This window comes from Klebsiella grimontii (genome assembly GCF_042137965.1).
Lineage (GTDB): Bacteria > Pseudomonadota > Gammaproteobacteria > Enterobacterales > Enterobacteriaceae > Klebsiella > Klebsiella grimontii.
In genome coordinates this window covers 5,254,029-5,272,142 of sequence record NZ_CP169721.1, presented here as the reverse complement: position 1 = coordinate 5,272,142, position 18,114 = coordinate 5,254,029, and the positions used below count along the sequence as shown (strand labels likewise).

Annotated in this window: 21 protein-coding genes; 2 read left to right on the top strand and 19 right to left on the bottom strand. The window is 57.2% G+C overall.

Annotated features, from left to right (window positions below; genetic code table 11):
• Positions 1 to 7 precede the first annotated feature (7 nt).
• The 8 genes from ACE3MN_RS24725 to alsR form a co-directional block, all read right to left on the bottom strand.
• On the bottom strand, positions 8 to 283 hold the full coding sequence (locus ACE3MN_RS24725) for a YtcA family lipoprotein (RefSeq protein ID WP_024360211.1): 276 nt from the start codon (positions 281 to 283) through the stop codon (positions 8 to 10).
• A 220-nt stretch (positions 284 to 503) separates the two neighbouring features.
• Entirely contained in the window at positions 504 to 2,489 is a 1,986-nt protein-coding gene (locus ACE3MN_RS24720; RefSeq protein WP_375364206.1) for an alkyl/aryl-sulfatase, read from the bottom strand.
• A 282-nt stretch (positions 2,490 to 2,771) separates the two neighbouring features.
• Positions 2,772 to 3,698 carry an allose kinase gene (gene alsK, locus ACE3MN_RS24715; RefSeq protein ID WP_064371513.1) on the bottom strand — a complete coding sequence of 309 codons (927 nt, stop codon included), beginning with the start codon at positions 3,696 to 3,698 and terminating at the stop codon, positions 2,772 to 2,774.
• Positions 3,682 to 4,377: a D-allulose 6-phosphate 3-epimerase gene (gene alsE, locus ACE3MN_RS24710; RefSeq protein ID WP_004137478.1), complete on the bottom strand. Its 696-nt coding sequence runs from the start codon at positions 4,375 to 4,377 to the stop codon at positions 3,682 to 3,684. Before alsE ends, alsK begins: the two co-directional genes overlap by 17 nt.
• 10 nt (positions 4,378 to 4,387) lie before the next feature.
• Positions 4,388 to 5,368 carry a D-allose ABC transporter permease gene (alsC, locus tag ACE3MN_RS24705; RefSeq protein WP_004137477.1) on the bottom strand — a complete coding sequence of 327 codons (981 nt, stop codon included), beginning with the start codon at positions 5,366 to 5,368 and terminating at the stop codon, positions 4,388 to 4,390.
• Positions 5,347 to 6,879, bottom strand: a complete 1,533-nt coding sequence (gene alsA, locus ACE3MN_RS24700) for a D-allose ABC transporter ATP-binding protein AlsA (protein ID WP_004137476.1) — start codon at positions 6,877 to 6,879, stop codon at positions 5,347 to 5,349. The genes alsC and alsA overlap by 22 nt, the downstream gene beginning before the upstream one ends.
• Positions 6,880 to 6,944: 65 nt before the next feature.
• Positions 6,945 to 7,880 carry a D-allose transporter substrate-binding protein gene (gene alsB / locus ACE3MN_RS24695; RefSeq protein WP_004137475.1) on the bottom strand — a complete coding sequence of 312 codons (936 nt, stop codon included), beginning with the start codon at positions 7,878 to 7,880 and terminating at the stop codon, positions 6,945 to 6,947.
• A 59-nt stretch (positions 7,881 to 7,939) separates the two neighbouring features.
• Positions 7,940 to 8,827 (bottom strand): D-allose utilization transcriptional regulator AlsR, encoded by an 888-nt coding sequence (gene alsR, locus ACE3MN_RS24690; RefSeq protein WP_004137474.1) that lies wholly within the window; start codon positions 8,825 to 8,827, stop codon positions 7,940 to 7,942.
• 364 nt (positions 8,828 to 9,191) lie between these two features.
• On the opposite strand from alsR, the gene rpiB reads away from it, so the two are divergent.
• Complete coding sequence (rpiB, locus tag ACE3MN_RS24685; RefSeq protein WP_004137473.1) at positions 9,192 to 9,641, top strand: bifunctional allose-6-phosphate isomerase/ribose-5-phosphate isomerase RpiB; 450 nt, start codon at positions 9,192 to 9,194, stop codon at positions 9,639 to 9,641.
• 69 nt (positions 9,642 to 9,710) lie between these two features.
• Positions 9,711 to 10,043 carry a DDRRRQL repeat protein YjdP gene (gene yjdP, locus ACE3MN_RS24680; protein WP_004137472.1) on the top strand — a complete coding sequence of 111 codons (333 nt, stop codon included), beginning with the start codon at positions 9,711 to 9,713 and terminating at the stop codon, positions 10,041 to 10,043.
• A gap of 33 nt (positions 10,044 to 10,076) precedes the next feature.
• On the opposite strand, the gene phnP is transcribed toward yjdP, so the two are convergent.
• The 11 genes from phnP to phnF form a co-directional block, all read right to left on the bottom strand.
• Positions 10,077 to 10,835, bottom strand: a complete 759-nt coding sequence (gene phnP / locus ACE3MN_RS24675) for a phosphonate metabolism protein PhnP (RefSeq protein WP_375364205.1) — start codon at positions 10,833 to 10,835, stop codon at positions 10,077 to 10,079.
• Between the two features lie 14 nt (positions 10,836 to 10,849).
• Entirely contained in the window at positions 10,850 to 11,413 is a 564-nt protein-coding gene (gene phnN / locus ACE3MN_RS24670) for a ribose 1,5-bisphosphokinase (protein ID WP_024360217.1), read from the bottom strand.
• Positions 11,413 to 12,549 (bottom strand): alpha-D-ribose 1-methylphosphonate 5-triphosphate diphosphatase, encoded by a 1,137-nt coding sequence (phnM, locus tag ACE3MN_RS24665; protein ID WP_024360218.1) that lies wholly within the window; start codon positions 12,547 to 12,549, stop codon positions 11,413 to 11,415. The genes phnN and phnM overlap by 1 nt, the downstream gene beginning before the upstream one ends.
• Entirely contained in the window at positions 12,546 to 13,232 is a 687-nt protein-coding gene (phnL, locus tag ACE3MN_RS24660; protein ID WP_049087481.1) for a phosphonate C-P lyase system protein PhnL, read from the bottom strand. The genes phnM and phnL overlap by 4 nt, the downstream gene beginning before the upstream one ends.
• Positions 13,233 to 13,306: 74 nt before the next feature.
• Complete coding sequence (locus ACE3MN_RS24655) at positions 13,307 to 13,564, bottom strand: hypothetical protein (RefSeq protein WP_139157163.1); 258 nt, start codon at positions 13,562 to 13,564, stop codon at positions 13,307 to 13,309.
• Between the two features lie 44 nt (positions 13,565 to 13,608).
• A complete protein-coding gene (phnK, locus tag ACE3MN_RS24650) occupies positions 13,609 to 14,367 on the bottom strand; it encodes a phosphonate C-P lyase system protein PhnK (protein ID WP_102649968.1) in 759 nt (252 codons plus the stop codon).
• Entirely contained in the window at positions 14,364 to 15,212 is an 849-nt protein-coding gene (locus tag ACE3MN_RS24645; RefSeq protein WP_004137461.1) for an alpha-D-ribose 1-methylphosphonate 5-phosphate C-P-lyase PhnJ, read from the bottom strand. Before ACE3MN_RS24645 ends, phnK begins: the two co-directional genes overlap by 4 nt.
• The gene (locus tag ACE3MN_RS24640; RefSeq protein ID WP_004137451.1) at positions 15,205 to 16,269 is read right to left on the bottom strand and encodes a carbon-phosphorus lyase complex subunit PhnI; all 1,065 of its coding nucleotides are present in this window, start codon (positions 16,267 to 16,269) and stop codon (positions 15,205 to 15,207) included. The genes ACE3MN_RS24645 and ACE3MN_RS24640 overlap by 8 nt, the downstream gene beginning before the upstream one ends.
• On the bottom strand, positions 16,269 to 16,853 hold the full coding sequence (phnH, locus tag ACE3MN_RS24635; protein ID WP_024360221.1) for a phosphonate C-P lyase system protein PhnH: 585 nt from the start codon (positions 16,851 to 16,853) through the stop codon (positions 16,269 to 16,271). Before phnH ends, ACE3MN_RS24640 begins: the two co-directional genes overlap by 1 nt.
• Entirely contained in the window at positions 16,850 to 17,302 is a 453-nt protein-coding gene (gene phnG, locus ACE3MN_RS24630) for a phosphonate C-P lyase system protein PhnG (RefSeq protein ID WP_049099552.1), read from the bottom strand. Before phnG ends, phnH begins: the two co-directional genes overlap by 4 nt.
• The gene (gene phnF / locus ACE3MN_RS24625) at positions 17,303 to 18,028 is read right to left on the bottom strand and encodes a phosphonate metabolism transcriptional regulator PhnF (RefSeq protein ID WP_004137439.1); all 726 of its coding nucleotides are present in this window, start codon (positions 18,026 to 18,028) and stop codon (positions 17,303 to 17,305) included.
• Positions 18,029 to 18,114 lie beyond the last annotated feature (86 nt).

Here is an 18,114-nt window from a genome sequence, read left to right as displayed (position 1 = left end):
ATAGGGGTTAGAAAAATACCAGCCAGAACAGCATGGAGTAGAGAGCAAAAAGGGCGGTATAAATAACGCCTGCAAGCGCTGGCATTTTATATTTGAGCAGAATAACCCGCCGCGTGATGAGCGTAAGGATGACTCCGGCAATAATGCAGAAGAGCCATCCAGGATAATAGGCGCCAATGACCGGAATTGCCGGAGATAATGTACATCCCGTCAACAATGCGGCCGGAGTGAGCCAGCATATATTTTTTAGCTGCATCACAATACTGGATTTAACCGTTTGCATAATGAAATACATCCTGTCTATTGCGAAAAATATCCCGTGTGAATGTAAAACAGGAAAAAGAGGTCACAGTATCCCCATTTTTAATTGAGAGTGAAATGTCTTTATTAATCATCCGCATTCATGACTTATTTATATTTTTTATTGTTTTTAGGTGTTTATATTTCCCTCATGGATGTATTCGCTTCCGGAAAAGAATAGAAATTTCCGGAAGCGAGCCTGATTAATTAGGCGTAACGATATTCACCCACAGTTCAAATTGATCGAGCGTGGAGAAGATTTCATCCAGCTTTGCCGCATCGCCGGTGACTTTGGCTTTCCCTGTTTTCAGCAGATCGGCCATTTTGGCCTGGCCGGTCAACACGTCGTGCAGGTCAGCACGGCTGATAGTGAAGGATGCATCGGGCTTCTGCTGAGAAGCCTGGCGATAGTTGAGCACGCTATTGTTCAGCGTCAGATTCAGGGTTTCGCCTCGATCAAGATTGAAATTCAGGCTGATATTTTTGCCTGCCGCTTTCTCGCTATCCAGACGGACTGCCATGTAATCAAACAGCATTTCGACCGTCATACCCTTGATGGTGTCGGGTGAATTTGAGGTATTGTGGGTGAGTTTATGCACGCCTTCGCGCAGCTCTTTCGCGCCGGTTAAGTAGAAACCGCGCCAGGTTGCGGACTCCGCCTGATAACCCAATTGCTCAAAGGAATTCGCTTGCAGATCTTTTGCCGCCTGGTTTTGCGGTTCGGCGGCAATCACCTGCTTGAGCAGTTCTGACGTCCAGCGATAGTCGCCCTTGTCATAAGCTTTTTGCGCCAGCTCAATTGCCTGTTTTGCGCCGCCCAGCGCTTCGACGTAGCGTTTACCCATATCGACCTGGCCGTAGGGGTTGAGGTTGGCCGGGTTGCCGTCAAAGTAACCGAGATAGAAGTTATAAACCGCGCGGGCGTTGTGGCTTACGGAACCATAGTAGCCGCGGCTGGCCCAGTTATTCTCCAGCGCTGGGGGCAACTTAATCATGTTGCCGATTTCGTTCATCGTATAGCCCTGATTAGCCAGATGGAGCGTCTGGTCATGGATATACTTGATGGTGTCGCGATATTTGCCGATATAGTCGTTAATGTGCTGGTTACCCCAGACCGGCCAGGTATGCGGCATAAACAGCACTTCAGCCTGGTTGCCCCACATATCGAGCGTTTCATTCAGGTAATCGGTCCATTTACTGGTATCGCGCGTTTTAGCGCCGCGCAGGGTGTAGAAGTTATGCAGCGTATGGGTGGTATTTTCTGCGGTACATAATGCTTTAAGCGCCGGGATATAGAAGTGCATTTCTGATGGCGCCTCGCTGCCCGGCGCCATTAAAAAGTCAAATTCCAGGCCATCGATATTCAGTTTTTCACCGGTTTTGGTTATCGATTTGGTCGGGGCGATGATCGTTGGGTTGCCCGCGCTGATGGTGACGCCCAGACCGTTGCCGATATTGCCCTGAGCGTTATGGGGTAGCAACAGACCATAAGAGTAGAGAACCCGGCGGTTCATAATATTCCCGGCCAGCACGTTTTCGCTGATGGCTTCTTCCATAAACCCGGCTGGAGCAATAACCTGCACTTTGCCTGTTTTAACATCCTCTTCGCTGACGATACCTTTGACGCCGCCATAGTGATCGGTGTGGCTATGGGTATAGATGACGGCAACAATAGGTTTTTGCGGGCGATGCTGATAGTAGAGGTCGAGGCTGGATTTTGCGGCTTCCGGGCTGACAAGGGGATCAACAACGATGATACCCGTATCGCCTTCAATAAAGGTAATATTGGAAATATCCTGGCCGCGGACCTGATACATGCGTTCGGTGACTTTAAACAGGCCGGAAATACCGTTGATTTGCGACTGCCGCCACAGGCTGGGGTTCACCGTGTCGGGGGCTGGCGCATTGATATCGAATTTATAATCCTCCCCCCGATAATAGGTTTTCCCATCAGCATTTTTCAGAATACCTTGATTGAGAAGCGGGGCGATAAATCCCCGCTGCGCATCATCAAAGTCCTGACGGTCGTTAAAGGGTAGCGACTGAGTATATTGCTGGTTAATTTGCTGCGTATATTGCGTGGCTGGCTGGGCGGTTTCGCTCGCAAAAGAGGTGTTAACTAATAACCCTGTTGCGACAGCAATGGCAATAAAAGTCCTGTTCAAACGGAATAACTGCAAGTTATTCATATAAATCTCCATTTATCATTTGTATTGTGAATTTATTTAGTTAAAAGAAGGGCTGCTTTATTTCTTTCCCATAATAAGATGTTTTTTTATGTTTATAGAATAAGAAATGTGAGATGGGCACCTCTTTTTATGAGGTATTTGTGCGGATTGCGATAGGGTGATTAATGAAGTTATTACATTCAATTATGATTTATAAAATCAGGGGCATTTAACTGCATATGATTTATGGTCATATTATGGGCCAGATACCGATATGAGCGGCATCCGGCCTGACGTTAAATATCATACTGTAACAGGAAGGGGTAAATAACGGCTGCGTGCCAGCGCCGCCGCGCCCTGGGCGCCGTTAAACGCTGATGATGACGCGGCGATAAAGCGTACGGCCTGATACGGCAGCGGACGGCGAACGTAGGTTTTGACCATCGCGATTAAGGTATCGCGCGGGAAGGCGGGCATATCCATCACACCGCCGCCAAGAATTACCGCGTCGGGATCGAACAGGTTGACGCTGGTGGCGATAGCGCGGGCGGCGTGGTTTAGCAACGTCTGGACAAACGGCTCCTGCTCGGCGTGGACGAACAGTTCGCCCAGCTCGTACGCTCGCGGCTGCTGTTCATACCAGCGCTTGAGCGCAATGCCGGAGCAAACGGTTTCCAGACAGGCGGGGTTGCCGCAGGCGCAGGTGAGGGCGTCATCGCCCAGCGGAATATGCCCCAGCTCGCCCGCCACGCCGTGCGCGCCGGTCCACGGCCCGCCGTTCAGCCAGACCGCGAAGCCCATACCGGTGCCAAGATAGGCCGCCAGCACCTCCTGCTCCTGCAGGCCATTCTCCTGTACATCAAAAGAGAGCTGCAGATTCACATCGCGGGAAAACTCCACCGGGCAGCATAGCGCTGCTTCCAGCCGGTCGGCCAGGTTGTAGAGGTCGTCGGCGGCGAGAGGTAGATTGGGCGTTGAGATAATCGTCCGCTTGTCTTTTGCCACCAGCGCCGGGAACCCCATCACCAGCCCGCAGCAACGGGCGTCGTGCAGGGTCAGCTGCTGCTGCAACAGGTTTTTAATGCCGTTGACCAGGCCGTCGGCGCTAATCACGTCCGCGGTGCGCCGCTTTTCGCAGTGCAGCGCTTCGCCCTGCGCGGTTTGCAGGCAAAGGCGGATATGGGTCGCGCCCATATCCACGCCCGCAACAACGTTACGCTGTTTTTGCATGAGGCAGTACCTCGTGTTTCGCCGCCAGGATCTGCTCGACCATGATCTGCCACGCATCTTCAATCTTCTCGGCGTGATTAAAGAGGCCTGAAGTGCCGACGATAAAGACGTCCGCGCCCGCCGCCATCAGTTTTTGATAGGTGGCTTTATTGCAGGAGCCATCGATTTCGATCTCGTAGTTCAGCCCTTCGCGCTCGCGCCAGGCTTTCAGTTCGCCGATTTTTTCCAGCATCTCCGGGATAAACGGCTGCCCGGCGAAGCCCGGATCGACGGTCATCACCGTGATTTTGTCGGCTTTATGAATGTAGTACTTCATGGCCTCGACCGGGGTTTCCGGGTTGAGGATCAGCCCGACCTTCATGCCGTGGCGGCGGATCTCTTCGATCAGACGGAAGGCCTGGCCGTTAATCGTTTCCGGATGCAGGGTGATAAAATCCGCCCCCGCCTGCGCCAACTGGCTAATGTAGTCCTGCGGGCGGGTGACCATCAGATGGCAGTCCAGCGGCTTGCTGGCCAGCTTTTTCACCTGGCCGACGAAAAATGGCGACAGGGTCAGGTTCGGTACAAAATGACCGTCCATAATGTCGATGTGAAAATAGTCTGCGTGCTGGTCGATAAACTCGATCTGTTCTTTGAATTTCAGCAGATCCATACACATTAAAGAGGGAGCAATTTTCATTATAAATTCCTTACTTACTGATAAGACGGTCGAGGGCGACAGCCGCGATGATTAATCCGCCCATTACCACCAGCTGGTAGTAGGTTTGTACTTGCAGAATGTTCAGTCCGTTATTGATGGTGCCGATAATCAGGCCGCCGATGACCACCGAGAAGATGCGTCCTTTGCCGCCGAAGAAGCTGGTGCCGCCGATGATGGCGCTGGCGATGGCGTAGGTTTCAAAGCCCATCCCCGCCAGCGGTTCCGCCGCCCCGAGACGCGCGGTGGAGACCACGCCCGCCAGCCCGGCGCAAACGCCGGAGATAATGAACACCAGCAGCATGTGGAATTTGACGTCGATACCGGAGTAGAAAGCGGAGTTCTTGTTACCGCCCAGCGCGTAGATGTTGCGGCCCACGCGCATGCGGGTGGTCAGGAACCAGAGGATCACCGCCACAATCAGCGAGAAAATCACCGGAACCGGTATACCCAGCGGCGTGGCGGCGAAGAAGTTAACGAAATCAAACGAGAAGCCGTATACCGAGTTGGCATCGGAAATCACCAGGGTGATACCGCGAAAGATAGCGTTGGTGCCGAGGGTGATAATGAACGGGTGCAGGCCGGTCCAGTTGACCAGGCAGCCGTTGATGGCGCCCAGCGCGCCGCCGACCAGCACGCCGCCAATCAGCGCCGCGAGGAACGGATCGACGCCCGCCAGCATCAGCTTAGCGGTGACCATCCCGGAGAGCGCGAGGATCGCCCCGACCGACAGATCGATCCCGGCGACGAGGATCGCGAAGAATTCGCCCATGCCGATCAGGACGGTGACCGAACTTTGGACGAAGATCTGCGTAATGTTGTTGGTCGTCAGAAAGTACTCTGACGACAGGGTGCCGAAGATCGCGACGATAATGGCGAGGATAAAAAAGGTGCCGTATTTATCCCAGAATAGCGCGAAGTTAAACGGTTTTTTCTCGTCCATATCGCCTTTCACTCTTGTGGTAATGCCCATGCCATAATCTCCTCTTCGCTCAAGTCGTCGCGATTGGTCAGGATTTGCGTCAGTCGCCCTTCGCAGAACACGGCAATGCGGTCGCAGACGGCGATAATTTCAGGTAGTTCGGATGACACCATCAGGATGACTTTTCCGTCATCGGCCAGCTGGCGCATCACTTTATAAATTTCGGCTTTCGCGCCGACGTCGATACCGCGCGTCGGCTCGTCAAAAATGATCACTTCGGGGCTGCAGCACAGCCATTTGGAAATCAGCACCTTCTGCTGGTTGCCGCCGGAAAGCTCGGTGATGTTCTGATCGACCGAATGGCACTTCAGCGCCAGCAGCTTGCGCTGCTCTTCCGCCGTTTTGCGTTCGTCGCCTTCGCGGAACAGCCCCATGGCCCCTTTGTAGCCGCCGCGCTTCAGGCTCTGGCTGACCGCCATGTTCTGAGCGATGGAAAAATTGGGGAAAAAGCCGTTTTCCCGGCGGCTTTCGGTGATGTAGCCCATCCCTTTTTTTAAGGCGTCCAGCGGCGAGCGGGGGGAGATCGCTTTGCCGTTGAGATAAATTTCACCGCCGCTACGTTTATCAACCCCAAACAGGCAGTCCATGAGCTCCGTGCGCCCGGAGCCGACCAGCCCAGCAAAACCGAGAATTTCGCCGCGATTCACGCTAAATGAGATATCGCGTACCTTTTTTTTGTCATGGCTGGTAACGTTTTTCACTTCGAATACCGTCTCGCGGACGATATTGCCGGTGCTCTCTTTCATGGCGTTAAAGCGGTTTTGCAGCTCGCGGCCGACCATCAGGCGTACGATGTCGTCGTTATTCACTTCGCTGACCATTCCGCTGCAGACGCTGCTGCCGTCTTTCATCACCGTGTAGCGGTCGCAGATGCGGCGTATTTCCGCCAGCTTGTGCGAGATATAAACAATGGCGGTGCCCTCTTTACGCAGCTGGTTCATGATCAGGAACAGATAGTCCACCTCTTTGTTGGTCAGCGAGGAGGTCGGCTCATCCATGATCAGCACTTTGGCGTCGAGCATCAGCGTTTTGGCTATTTCCAGCATCTGCTTATGGCTGATGGAGAGATTCACCACCTTTTCGTCTAAATCGATCTTCAGCCCGACGCGCAGCAGCATCATTGCCGCCCGCACGCGCATCTCTCGCCAGTCGATGACGTTAACGCCGCAGACTTTTTTCGTCAGATGACGGCCAATATATAAATTCTCCAGCACCGTTAATTCATCAATGACGCTGAGCTCCTGATAAATAATGCCGATGCCGAGCTGGGCCGCTAATTTATGGTCCAGCTTGTCGTAGTTGACATTATTAATGGTAATGGTGCCTTTGGTCGGTTCATGGATTCCCGACAATACTTTCATCAGCGTTGATTTACCGGCACCATTTTCCCCTAATAACGCATGTATTTCGTGCGGGTATATAGTTAAATCAACCGATTTTAATGCGTGAACCGGGCCAAAGGATTTGCCGATCCCCGCCATTGAAATATATGGCGTGAGCATAGAAAATTTCCTTCATTACCTCTGGGTGAATTCCCCTCTCCCAAAGGAAAAGGGGATTTACAGACTTACTTCGTCACCAGAATGGAATCCACCAGCGTAAACTGCGGGGCTTTATCCAGCGGGATCACCTTGCCGCTCTTCTCGGCATCGACCATCAGCTTCAGGCCCGTCGCGCCGATATCCGCCGGGTTCTGCGCGATAGTCGCGGTCATCTGTCCGGCCTCGACCATTTTGCGCGCTTCCGGAATACCGTCGGTACCGACCACCAGCACCTTGCCGGTTTTACCCGCGTTGGCGACGGCCTGGGCGACGCCCATCGCCATGGTGTCGTTGGCGCAGTAAATCGCTTTAACATTCGGGTTACGCTGCAGCACGTTCGTGGCGACGTCCAGCGCTTTAATACGGTCCCAGTCGGCGGGCTGGCTGGCAACCAGCTTGATCTGGCTCGCTTTTTTGAAGGCTTCGGTGGCGCCATTGCGGCGAGCTTCACCGGAGGCGTTACCGGCTTTACCTTCGATAATCGCCACTTCGCCGCCTTCCGCACCCAGCTTGTCGATAATAAAAGCCGCGCCCTTCGCCCCAACCGCCACGTTATCGGTGGTGACGAAAGCCTCGACGTTGCCGCCGGCTTTCTTCAGGTTATCCATATCGATTTTTTCATCGAGGTTGACCAGATAGATGCCCTTTTTCCAGGCTTTAGCCACCGGCATCACCAGGTTTACCGAGGAGAGGGGCGCAAAGGCGATACCTTTGTAGTTTTTGTTGCTCAGGTCTTCAAACAGCTGCAGCTGCGACTGAAAATCGCCTTCGGAAGGGGAGGCAAAAATATCGACGCTTACGCCCAACGTTTTGGCTTCGTCTTCTATGCCCTTTTTCATATCCACCCAAAACGGATTGGATAAGGTTTTTAAGACCACAGCATAATCGGCGGCGGCAAAGGCGCTGGTGGATAACATTACGCCCATGAGCGTGCCGCTGAAAATTTTCAGATATTTATTCATGGCAGTATTCTCAGTGTAGGATACAGTTATATTGATCCCACCAACGTGGGATCGGTTTTTTATTTAAGCGCGCCGGGTGAAAAGAAATTAACAATCGCGCCGGTTTTTTGCATATTTAAATTCGCTTGTTCAATATTCAGCTGGGCAACGGAAACAAAAAAAGCATCTAATAATGTGAGTTGTAATATACGCGCTGAGGCGTTACGGCCTAATAAAGGCGTCTCTGGTGCTGGCGAACAAATAATAAAATCAGCTAGTTTGGCAATCGGTGAATGATAGCTATGGGTGATACAAATAATTTTTGCGCCGTTCTTTTTCGCCAGCTCCACCGCCGATTTGATATCGCTGGTGCGCCCGGAGTGCGAGACCACCAGTACCACATCGCCTTCCTTCAGCAGCGAGGCGGACATCATCATGATATGCGCGTCCGGGTAGGCCTGGCAGCGCACGCCGATGCGTAAAAACTTATGCTGCACGTCCGCGCAGATGGCGTTTGAACCGCCTGCGCCATACAGGTCACGCTGGTTGGCCTGGGCGAAAAAGCGCGCCGCGCGATGAATTTCGTCGACGTTAACGATCGACTGGCCTTCCATAATGGTGCGCAGGGTGATGTTAAACACCTTATTCACCACATCCTGCGGCGCTTCATCAAAAGAGAGCTCAGTCGGCAGGACCTGCTCAGACTGCGAGAAATAGGCTTCCAGCGCGCTGCGCAGATTACGAAAACCGCTAAAACCAAGCAGTTTAGAGACCTTAACGATCATGGCCTCAGACACCGACAGCGCCTCTGCGACGTCCTTAATGGCCGGCGCATCGCTCAGATTGCCGGGGGTAAGCAACCATTCGACGATGCGGCTTTCATTTTCGGTCATCCCTTCCTGCTTCATGCGAAGCCAGGGGGCAAGGCCGATACCGTTGGGGAGCGAACTGGATTCTGACTGACTCATCGCTTTCTCATTGTCCATAAAATGAAGACGTCACTATATCACCACAGGCAAAACAGAAAAGATACAATCAACTTCACAAATTTTATATTTTTATAAAGTATTGTCTGTTGTGAAGTTTTGGGTGGGCGGATTTTTCGTTTTTTGATTTGTTATTTATTAAATATCAATAAATTATATGGTTTATATTGATGTTTTTAACGGCGTGATTGTTTGAGGAAAAAGAACACTGACGCTTGATTTGTGAAATTACAGCGTGTAGAACAGGCCCTGGCTGCGGTGTTTTTGACGCTTATTTGGCCGATAAATGCCGTTTAAATCACAACATAAAGCATTTCCGTAAAGTGAATAACAGGCGAGGCTAGGTATGAAAAGGATTGCAATTGGCTGCGATCATGTCGGGTTTATTCTGAAAGACGATATTGTGTTGCATCTGCGTCAGCGCGGAATGGAGGTGGTGGATAAAGGCGCATGGTCAACGGAACGCACCGATTATCCGCGCTATGCCAGCGCCGTCGCGCAGGCGGTTGCCGCCGGCGAAGTTGACGGCGGGATTCTGATCTGCGGCACCGGCGTCGGCATCTCCATCGCCGCCAATAAGCACCCGGGCATTCGCGCGGTGGTGTGCAGCGAGCCTTACTCCGCGCAGCTTTCACGCCAGCATAATGACACCAACGTTCTGGCCTTTGGCGCCAGGGTGATCGGCCTTGAACTGGCGAAAATGATCGTTGATGCCTGGCTGAGCGCCGAATTTGAGGGCGGACGCCATCAGGGCCGGGTAGACGCCATCGGCGCGATTGAACAGCAGCGGATTTGAGATTCCTCCGCTACTCGCCGCGATAGCCCTTGATTAACGTAGAGCCAGCCCCCTGATGAGACTGGCTTTATGAAACGTTACTCTACTGCTTTGCTTTTCTGCGCTCTTTCCTTCGCCAGCCAGCTGGCGCACGCCGATATTATTGACGACGCGATCGGCAATATTCAGCAGGCCATTAATGACGCTTATCAACCCAACGGCAGCCGTTCCGATGACGATGATTATGATGATGGACGCTATCAGGGCAGCCGTCAGCAAAACGCCGATCGCCAGCGGCAGTATGACGATCAACGGCGACAGCTGGAAGATCGTCGCCGCGAACTTGATGAGCGTCAGCGCCAGCTGGACCGGGACCGCCGTCAGCTGGAAAGCGACCAGCGCAGGCTGGATGATGATTATTGATGCGGCGCGACCCGCGGCCTTCGTCGCGCCCGGTTAATCCAGCACAATCTCCATACCGTCAAATCCCGCTTCAAATCCCGCAGGCAGAGAATTTTCCATCATCCACGCATCGAACTGGTGGCTGATATGGGTAAGGATCACCCGCGGGCAGCCAATCACCTGGTTAATGGCCCGCACGGTGTTGAGATCGCAGTGGTTGCGCGGGGGCTGCGGGCGCGGCTCGTGGCTACAGTCGATGATGATAAGCTGCGGTCGGTTGTTAAGCAGGAACTTGAGGGTTTTTTCCGGCAGGGCGGCGGTGTCGGACAGCCAGGCGACCCGCCTATGGGCCGATTCCAGCAGGTAGCCGAAAGTGAGCTTTGAGTGGTTCAGCGGCAGCGGCGTAACGCGCAATCCCTGAAGTTCAAACATCACGAACGGCTCAACGGTATGGCTGAAATCCAGCAGGCCCGGATGCCTGAACAGGTCATCGCAGCCCTGTTCATCGGGCGGGCCGTAAACCGCAATAGGTTCGCCCACTCCCCAGCGCAGGGGGAACAGGCCCTGCACGTGATCCATATGATAATGGGTGAGCAGAAACTGCTGAAAGCTGCCGGCGGGCCACCGCTCCAGCAGATCCGGCAGCCCGGCATCGAGCAGCGTCACCGCGTTGTTGAACTTCACCGCCGCGCTACAGGGGCGACGGCGATGCGCGTCGTCGGCGCGGGCGCGGCGGCAGGCGCGGCAGTCGCAGCCGAAAACCGGCACCAGCTGCGCGCCGCCGGTGCCGGTCAAGCGGATCGTCAGGCTCATGTTTTCTCCTCGTCTCAGGCAATTTGCTGCTCGTGTCGATTGCCGTGAACGCGAATCAGCGAGACCAGCGCATCCACCGACTGGCTCAGACGGCCATCGTTATTCAGGGTCAGACACGCGCTCGGCGTATAGCGCGCCGCGCGTTCCAGCCGCTGGGCGATTTCCGTCTCGTTCTCCCTTCCACGCTGCTCCAGGCGCTGTCGCAGCACCTCCGGCGAGACCTGCAAACAGATGGGCAGCAGGGCGTCGGCATAGCGCGCCTGCGCCTGCGCGAGGTGGGCGCGGGAGCCATTAGCGACCACGTCAAACCCGGCGTGCAGCCACAGGTCAATCTCGATGCCGATGCCGTAGTAATTATTGTTAGCGTGCCAGCTAAGGGCAAACAGATGCTGCTCGGCGCGGGTAAAAAACTCATGTTCGCTGAGGGCGATATGGTTTTCACAACCCGCGTTGTGCGGGCGGGTAATGTAGCGGTGCGCCACCAGCAGCTGGGGATGCTCCCGCTGGCGCAGCGCCGCCAGCAGGCTGTCTTTACCGGAGCCGGACGGACCGACCAGCCAAATCAGTTTTCCTGTCATCAGAAGACCCTCTTGCCTTGCCGCCAGACGCGATCAATATGGATATGCTCGCCGCGACGGTGCGCCAGCACCAGATCCGCCCGTTTACCTTCGGCAATCACCCCGCGGTCATGCAGCCCCAGCGCCTGCGCCGGGTTTTTGCTTACCAGGCGAATGGCCTGCGCGAGGGTAAAGGCGTTGCCCCCGTCGTCGGCGATGCGGAAAGCGGCATCCAGCAGGCTGGCGGGATAATAGTCGGAGGAGAGAATATCCAGTAGGCCGCTGGCCGCCAGCTGGTGAGCGGCGACGTTGCCCGAGTGGGAACCGCCGCGCACGATATTCGGCGCGCCCATCAGAACGTTCATGCCGTGCCGGCGCGACGCCTCCGCGGCAGCAAGGGTGGTGGGAAATTCGGCGATGGTGCTGCCAAGTTGGCGTGATTCGAGCACATGTTCGCAGGTGGCGTCATCGTGGCTGGCCAGCGCGATATTGCGCTCGCGGCAGATAGCGGCGATGCGCTGCCGGTTGGGCTGCGACCAGGCTGCCGCCAGCGCCATCTGCTCCTGTTCGAAGTTGTCCATCTGTTCGTTGGTCAGATGGTATTTGCCCTGATAGTAGTCGCGATATTTGCTGAGGTCGGCGTACTGGCGCTGGCCGGGGGAGTGATCCATCAGAGAGACCATGCTCACCGGCTCGCGGCCTACCAGCTTCTCAAACAGCGGCAGGGTGGTGTGATGCGGCAGTTCGCAGCGCAGATGCAGTCGGTGTTCGGCGCGGTTGAGGCCGCGCTTTTGCGTCTCTTCGACGGCGTTGATCATTTTTTCCAGGTTTTCCAGACGGTCGCCGCCGTCGCGCACATCGCCAATAGCCACGGCATCGAGCACGGTGGTGATGCCGCTGGCGACCATCAGCGCGTCGTGGCTGCTCATCGCCGAGTGGGCGGGCCAGTCCACCTTGGGTCGCGGGGTGAAAAACTTGTCCAGGTTGTCGGTATGCAGCTCGATAAGCCCGGGCAGCAGCCAGCCGCCTTCGCCGTCAACCGCCTCCGCTAGCCGGCTCTGGTTTTCGGCAAAGGCTGAGATTCTGCCGTCGTGAACTTCCAGCGAACCGTTAACCACCTCGTCTTCGAGGACCAGCTTTACGTTATTAATAATCATGCTGAAATCCCCATCGGGTGCAGGCGGTCGGCGACCTGGTGGCGCGTGGCCTCGTCGTGGAAAATACCGACGATCGCCGCGCCGCGGGCTTTGGCTTCGTGAATCAACGCCACCACCGCGGCGCTGTTGTTAGCGTCCAGCGAGGCGGTGGGTTCGTCGAGAAGCAAAATCGGGTAGTCGACCGCGAAGCCGCGGGCAATGTTGACCCGCTGCTGTTCGCCGCCGGAAAAGGTTGAGGGGGCGAGGTGCCACAGGCGTTCGGGGACGTTCAGGCGCGTTAGCAGGCGGGCGGCTTTCGCGGCGCTCTCTTCGCGCGAGGCGCCCAGTTCGAACAGCGGTTGCATCACCACGTCGAGGGCGGAGATACGCGGGATCACCCGCAGAAACTGGCTGACCCAGCCGATGGTAGTTTTGCGCACCTCCAGCACTTTGCGCGGCGTGGCGGTAACCAGGTCGACCCATTCGTCGCCGTGGCGAATATGAATGTGGCCGCTATCGGGGAGATAGTTGGCGTACAGCGAGCGCAGCAGGGTCGATTTTCCGCTGCCGGAGTGGCCGTGCAGCACCACGCATTCACCGGCATTCACGGTCAGCGAGGCGTCGGCGAGGACCGGCAGACGGACGCCGTGCTGCTGGTGCAGAACAAAGGTTTTATGGATGTTTTCAACGCGGATGGCGTTCATTTTTAGCCTCATCGTGCCTGAATTTCCCCGGATCGCGGCGTAAACGCCTTATCCGGGCTACCTGATGCATTAACTCACGAAGCGCGACCGGGGATTCCCGGAGGCGGCGCATTGCGCCTGTCCGGGCTACCGGCCTGCAGACGGCCCGGCACCCGTAGCCCGGTCAGCGCAGCGCCACCGGGGATTCCCGGAGGCGGCGCGTTGCGCCTGTCCGGGCTACCGGCCCGCAGACGGCCCGGCACCCGTAACCCCGGTAAGCGCAGCGCGACTGGGGATTCCCGGAGGCGGCGCGTTGCGCTTACCGGGCTACCGGCTCGCAGATGGTCCGGCACCCGTAACCCCGTAAGCGCAGCGCCACCGGGGAGTGGACCTATGTTCAGTTCTGCAACACCGACGACACCAGCAGCTGGGTGTAGGGGTGATGGGGATCGTCGAGCACCCGGTCGGTTAAGCCGCTTTCCACCACCTGTCCTTGTTTCATCACCAGCAGACGGTTAGCCAGAAGGCGGGCGACGCCGAGGTCGTGTGTCACAATCACCACCGCCAGGTTTAGCTCCACCACCAGGCCGCGCAGCAGATCGAGCAGGCGCGCCTGCACCGACACGTCCAGCCCGCCGGTGGGTTCATCCATAAACACCAGCTTCGGCTGGGTCACCAGATTGCGGGCGATTTGTAGACGCTGCTGCATACCGCCGGAAAAAGTGGTGGGCAGGTCGTCAATGCGCGAAGGCGGGATCTCCACCTCCTGCAACCACTGCTCGGCGGTGGTGCGAATATCACCGTAGTGCCGCGCGCCGGTCGCCATCAGGCGCTCGCCGATATTCCCCCCCGCCGACACCTGGCGGCGCAGTCCGTCCATCGGATGCTGGTGCACCACGCCCCATTCGGTGCGCAGCAGGCGGCGGCGATCCGCTTCGCTCATCGCGTACAGCGAACGGTTCTGATAGCGCACGTCGCCCTGCTGCGGCGTCAGGCGGGCGGAAATCGCCTGTAGAAGGGTGGTTTTCCCGGAGCCGGACTCGCCGACGATACCCAGCACCTCTCCCGGCCACAGTTCAAACGAGACGTCGCTGAAGCCTTTGCCCGGCGCGTAGAGGTGGGTCAGATTATTGACCGCCAGTAACGGATGACTCATTTTTTCTGCTCCTCGCTCTGCTGGCGGCAATAATCGGTATCGGAACAAACAAACATCCGTTTGCCGCTGTCGTCGAGCACCACTTCATCAAGATAGCTATGGCGCGAACCGCAGATGGCGCAGGGTTCATCCCACTCCTGAACGGTAAACGGATGATCGTCGAAATCGAGGCTTTCTACCGGGGTGTACGGCGGCACCGCGTAGATGCGTTTTTCACGTCCGGCGCCGAACAGCTGGAGGGCGGGCATCATATGCATCTTCGGGTTATCGAATTTCGGAATCGGCGACGGGTCCATTACGTAGCGGCCGTTGACCTTCACCGGATAGGCGTAGGTGGTGGCGATATGGCCGAAGCGGGCGATATCTTCGTACAGCTTCACCTGCATCACGCCGTACTCCTCCAGCGCGTGCATGGTGCGGGTTTCGGTCTCGCGCGGCTCGATAAAACGCAGCGGCTCCGGGATCGGCACCTGGAAGATCAGGATTTGATCTTCAGTCAGCGGCGTTTCCGGGATCCGGTGGCGGGTCTGGATCAGCGTCGCGTCTTCGGTGCGCTCGGTGGTCGCGACGCCGGTGACGCGTTGGAAAAACTGGCGAATCGACACCGCGTTGGTGGTGTCGTCGGCGCCCTGGTCAATCACCTTCAGCACGTCATTTTCGCCGATGACGCTGGCGGTAAGCTGGATACCGCCGGTGCCCCAGCCGTAGGGCATCGGCATCTCGCGACCGCCGAAGGGCACCTGGTAGCCGGGGATGGCCACCGCTTTCAGGATGGCGCGGCGGATCATGCGTTTGGTTTGCTCGTCGAGATAAGCAAAGTTGTAGCCGGTCAATGCGTTAGCCACGTTGATTCTCCCGTTGCAGGCGTTTAAGCAGCGCCAGTTCGGCCTGGAAATCGACATAGTGGGGAAGTTTAAGGTGCGAAACGAAACCGGCCGCCTCGACGTTATCGGCATGCGCCAGCACAAACTCTTCATCCTGAGCGGGGCCCGCCACTTCTTCGCCGTACTCCGGCGCCTGGAGCGCACGGTCCACCAGCGCCATCGCCATCGCTTTACGCTCGCTCATGCCGAACGTCAGGCCGTAGCCGCGGGTAAAGTGCGGCGGTTCATCCTCAGGGGCGACAAAGCCGTTAACCATTTCGCATTCGGTCATCAACAGTTCACCGATATTGACGGTGAATCCCAGCTCTTCGGGAGCGATCTCCACCGCGACGTAGCCGCTGCGAATTTCACCGGCAAACGGGTGGTTGCGCCCGTAGCCGCGCTGGGTGGAGTAGGCCAGCGCCAGCAGATAGCCCTCGTCGCCGCGCGCCAGCTGCTGCAGGCGCGAAGAGCGCGAGCAGGGATAGACCGGCGGATGGCGGGTGATATCGTCGGGCTGCGCGTCGGTATCTCGTTCGGCTTTCGCCAGTTCTTGCTGAACCAGCAGATTAAAAACGTGCGGCGCGGCTTCCTGCGGCGCGCTATCGGTCGCCAGCGGCGGCGTTTCGCCGTTGGCCAGCAGGGTAAAATCGAGCAGGCGGTGGCTGTAATCGTAGGTTGGGCCGAGCAGCTGGCCGCCGGGAATATCTTTATAGACCGCCGAAATACGGCGCTCAAGGCGCATTCCGGCGGTGTCGACGGGCTCGCTGACCGCCAGCCTTTGCAGCGTGGTGCGGTAAGCGCGCAGCAGAAAAATCGCTTCGACGCTATCGCCGCTGGCCTGCTTCAGCGCCAGCGCCGCCAGCTCCCGGTCGGCGATACCGCCTTCGGTCATCACCCGGTCCACCGCCAGATTAAGCTGCTGGCTAATCTGGTCAACGCTGATTTCAGGAAGCCGTCCATCGCCTCGGCGTTTCTGTTCCTGTAGGGCGTGAGCGGCGACGATCGCCTTCTCGCCGCCTTTGACGGCTACGTACATTAGCAGACCTCGACATGGGTGGTGCGCGGGATAGCCAGCAGGCGTTCGCCGCAGGTGAGGATCAGATCGATGCCCAGCGGGAACGGATGCGGGCGCTCGGTCAATTCTTCAATAATGCATTCCGGCAGCTGCGGGGCGATCATCCGCTCTTCGGCGATCCCCGCGCCGGTCAGCCGCAGCATCCGGCCGCCGCTCAGGCTGGCAAGCTGGACCACCAGCGTGACGCCGGTTTCCGGGGCGACGACGGTTCCGGCGGAAAGCACGTTAAGCTGCTCGGCGCTGATGGTGTCGCTGGCGACGGCGAAGATCGCCTGCTGCGGCTGCTCAACCAGCGGCGCGCCGGTATGAAAGCGCAGATTCTGGCCGACGAGATCGTTATGCAGCGCCGGAGCCAGCCAGACCGGCGTGTCGTGATCCACCAGCGTCAGCAGCAGGCTGGTGGAGGCGACGTTCAGCGGCTGCCAGCCGTGCTGAAGCTGTTGCAGGGAGACAATCACTCCCGGCTCGCTCATCGCTTTCAGCAGGCGGCGGAAACTGTGCTGGGCGTCCTGCACAGCCAGGGTAAAGGCGGGTTGTAGTGTCATGCGTTATCTCCGCGAACCAGAGTAAAGAAGTCGACCCGGCTGGCGTTGACTTCGGCGCGCCGGGCTTCAATGCGCGCGCTACGTTGTTCTTCCAGCGGGGTTATCAGGGTTTCCATCAGGGTGTGAAAATGGTGTGGCGACTGCATCAGGGCATCGATAGCCGCGCAGCGTTCAGCGTGCGGACGGTCGCGGCCCAAAATCCAGCTATAGCCGAGCGTTCCGTCGGCCAGGCGAATGGCGGCGCGGGTTAAGGTAGCGTCTCCGGCAAAGAACCGGTCGCCGATGCCGCCCATACGCGCCTGCAGCTGAACCAGCCCGGTTTCCGGGGCGCGAATCAGCTCATACTGCGGCGCGAGCTGCAGGGTCTGCATCCGCGCCGCCAGTTCTTGTGGTTCACTGTGGGCCAGCACGGACATCCAGCGCTGGCGGATAGCGGTATCAAAGTGCATTCAGTGCTCCATGGTGAATTCAATCATGTCGGCGCGGGTCAGGCTGACGGAGTACTCCGTCGCGTTCTGCTCGTCCTGGCGATGATTCAGGGTGCGCACGCACAGCAGCGGCGCCATGTTGGGAATGCCGAGAATAGTGCTCTCTTTGGCCTGCGCGCGGCGGGCGCTGATTTTGGTGCGTACGCGGGTCAGTTCGATATCAAGCCGGTCGCGCAGCAGGTCATGGAGAGAGCCGTGGGTAAAGGTTTGCAGAACCGGCCACAGTCGCAGGTCGGTAAAGTAGTGGTCTATCAGGCACAGTGCGACGCCGTTAACGCGGCGCAGGGTGCGCAGGTGGATGACGTTATCGCCTTCATTAATGGCAAAGGCTTCGGCAACGTGGCTGCTGGCCGGGCGTAACACCGACAGCAGCTTCTCGCTGGTCGGATGGCTGCCCTGTTCGAGAAGATTCTGGCTAAAGCGGGCCTGGGCGTTGAGCGGATAATCGATCGGGCGCATCAGAACCAGCACGCCGACGCCCTGGCGGCGCTGGACCCAGCCGCGTTCGACGAGCTGATCGATGGCCCGGCGCAGGGTATGGCGGTTAACTTCAAAGCGGGTCGCCAGCTGCTGCTCGGCGGGAAGATAGTCGCCGCAGCGGTAGTGGTGGCGAAGCTCTTGCTCAAGTTTGGCGGCAATTTCCTGATATCGTGTCGGGTAACTGGTCGGATGTCTGGATAAGTACATGTCAATCGAGCCTCACTATGGACATGAAGGAGTTTCCCTCTGAGCGTGGGCCGATCCTGACGGTTTTTTGTTACATTTCGGTTAAC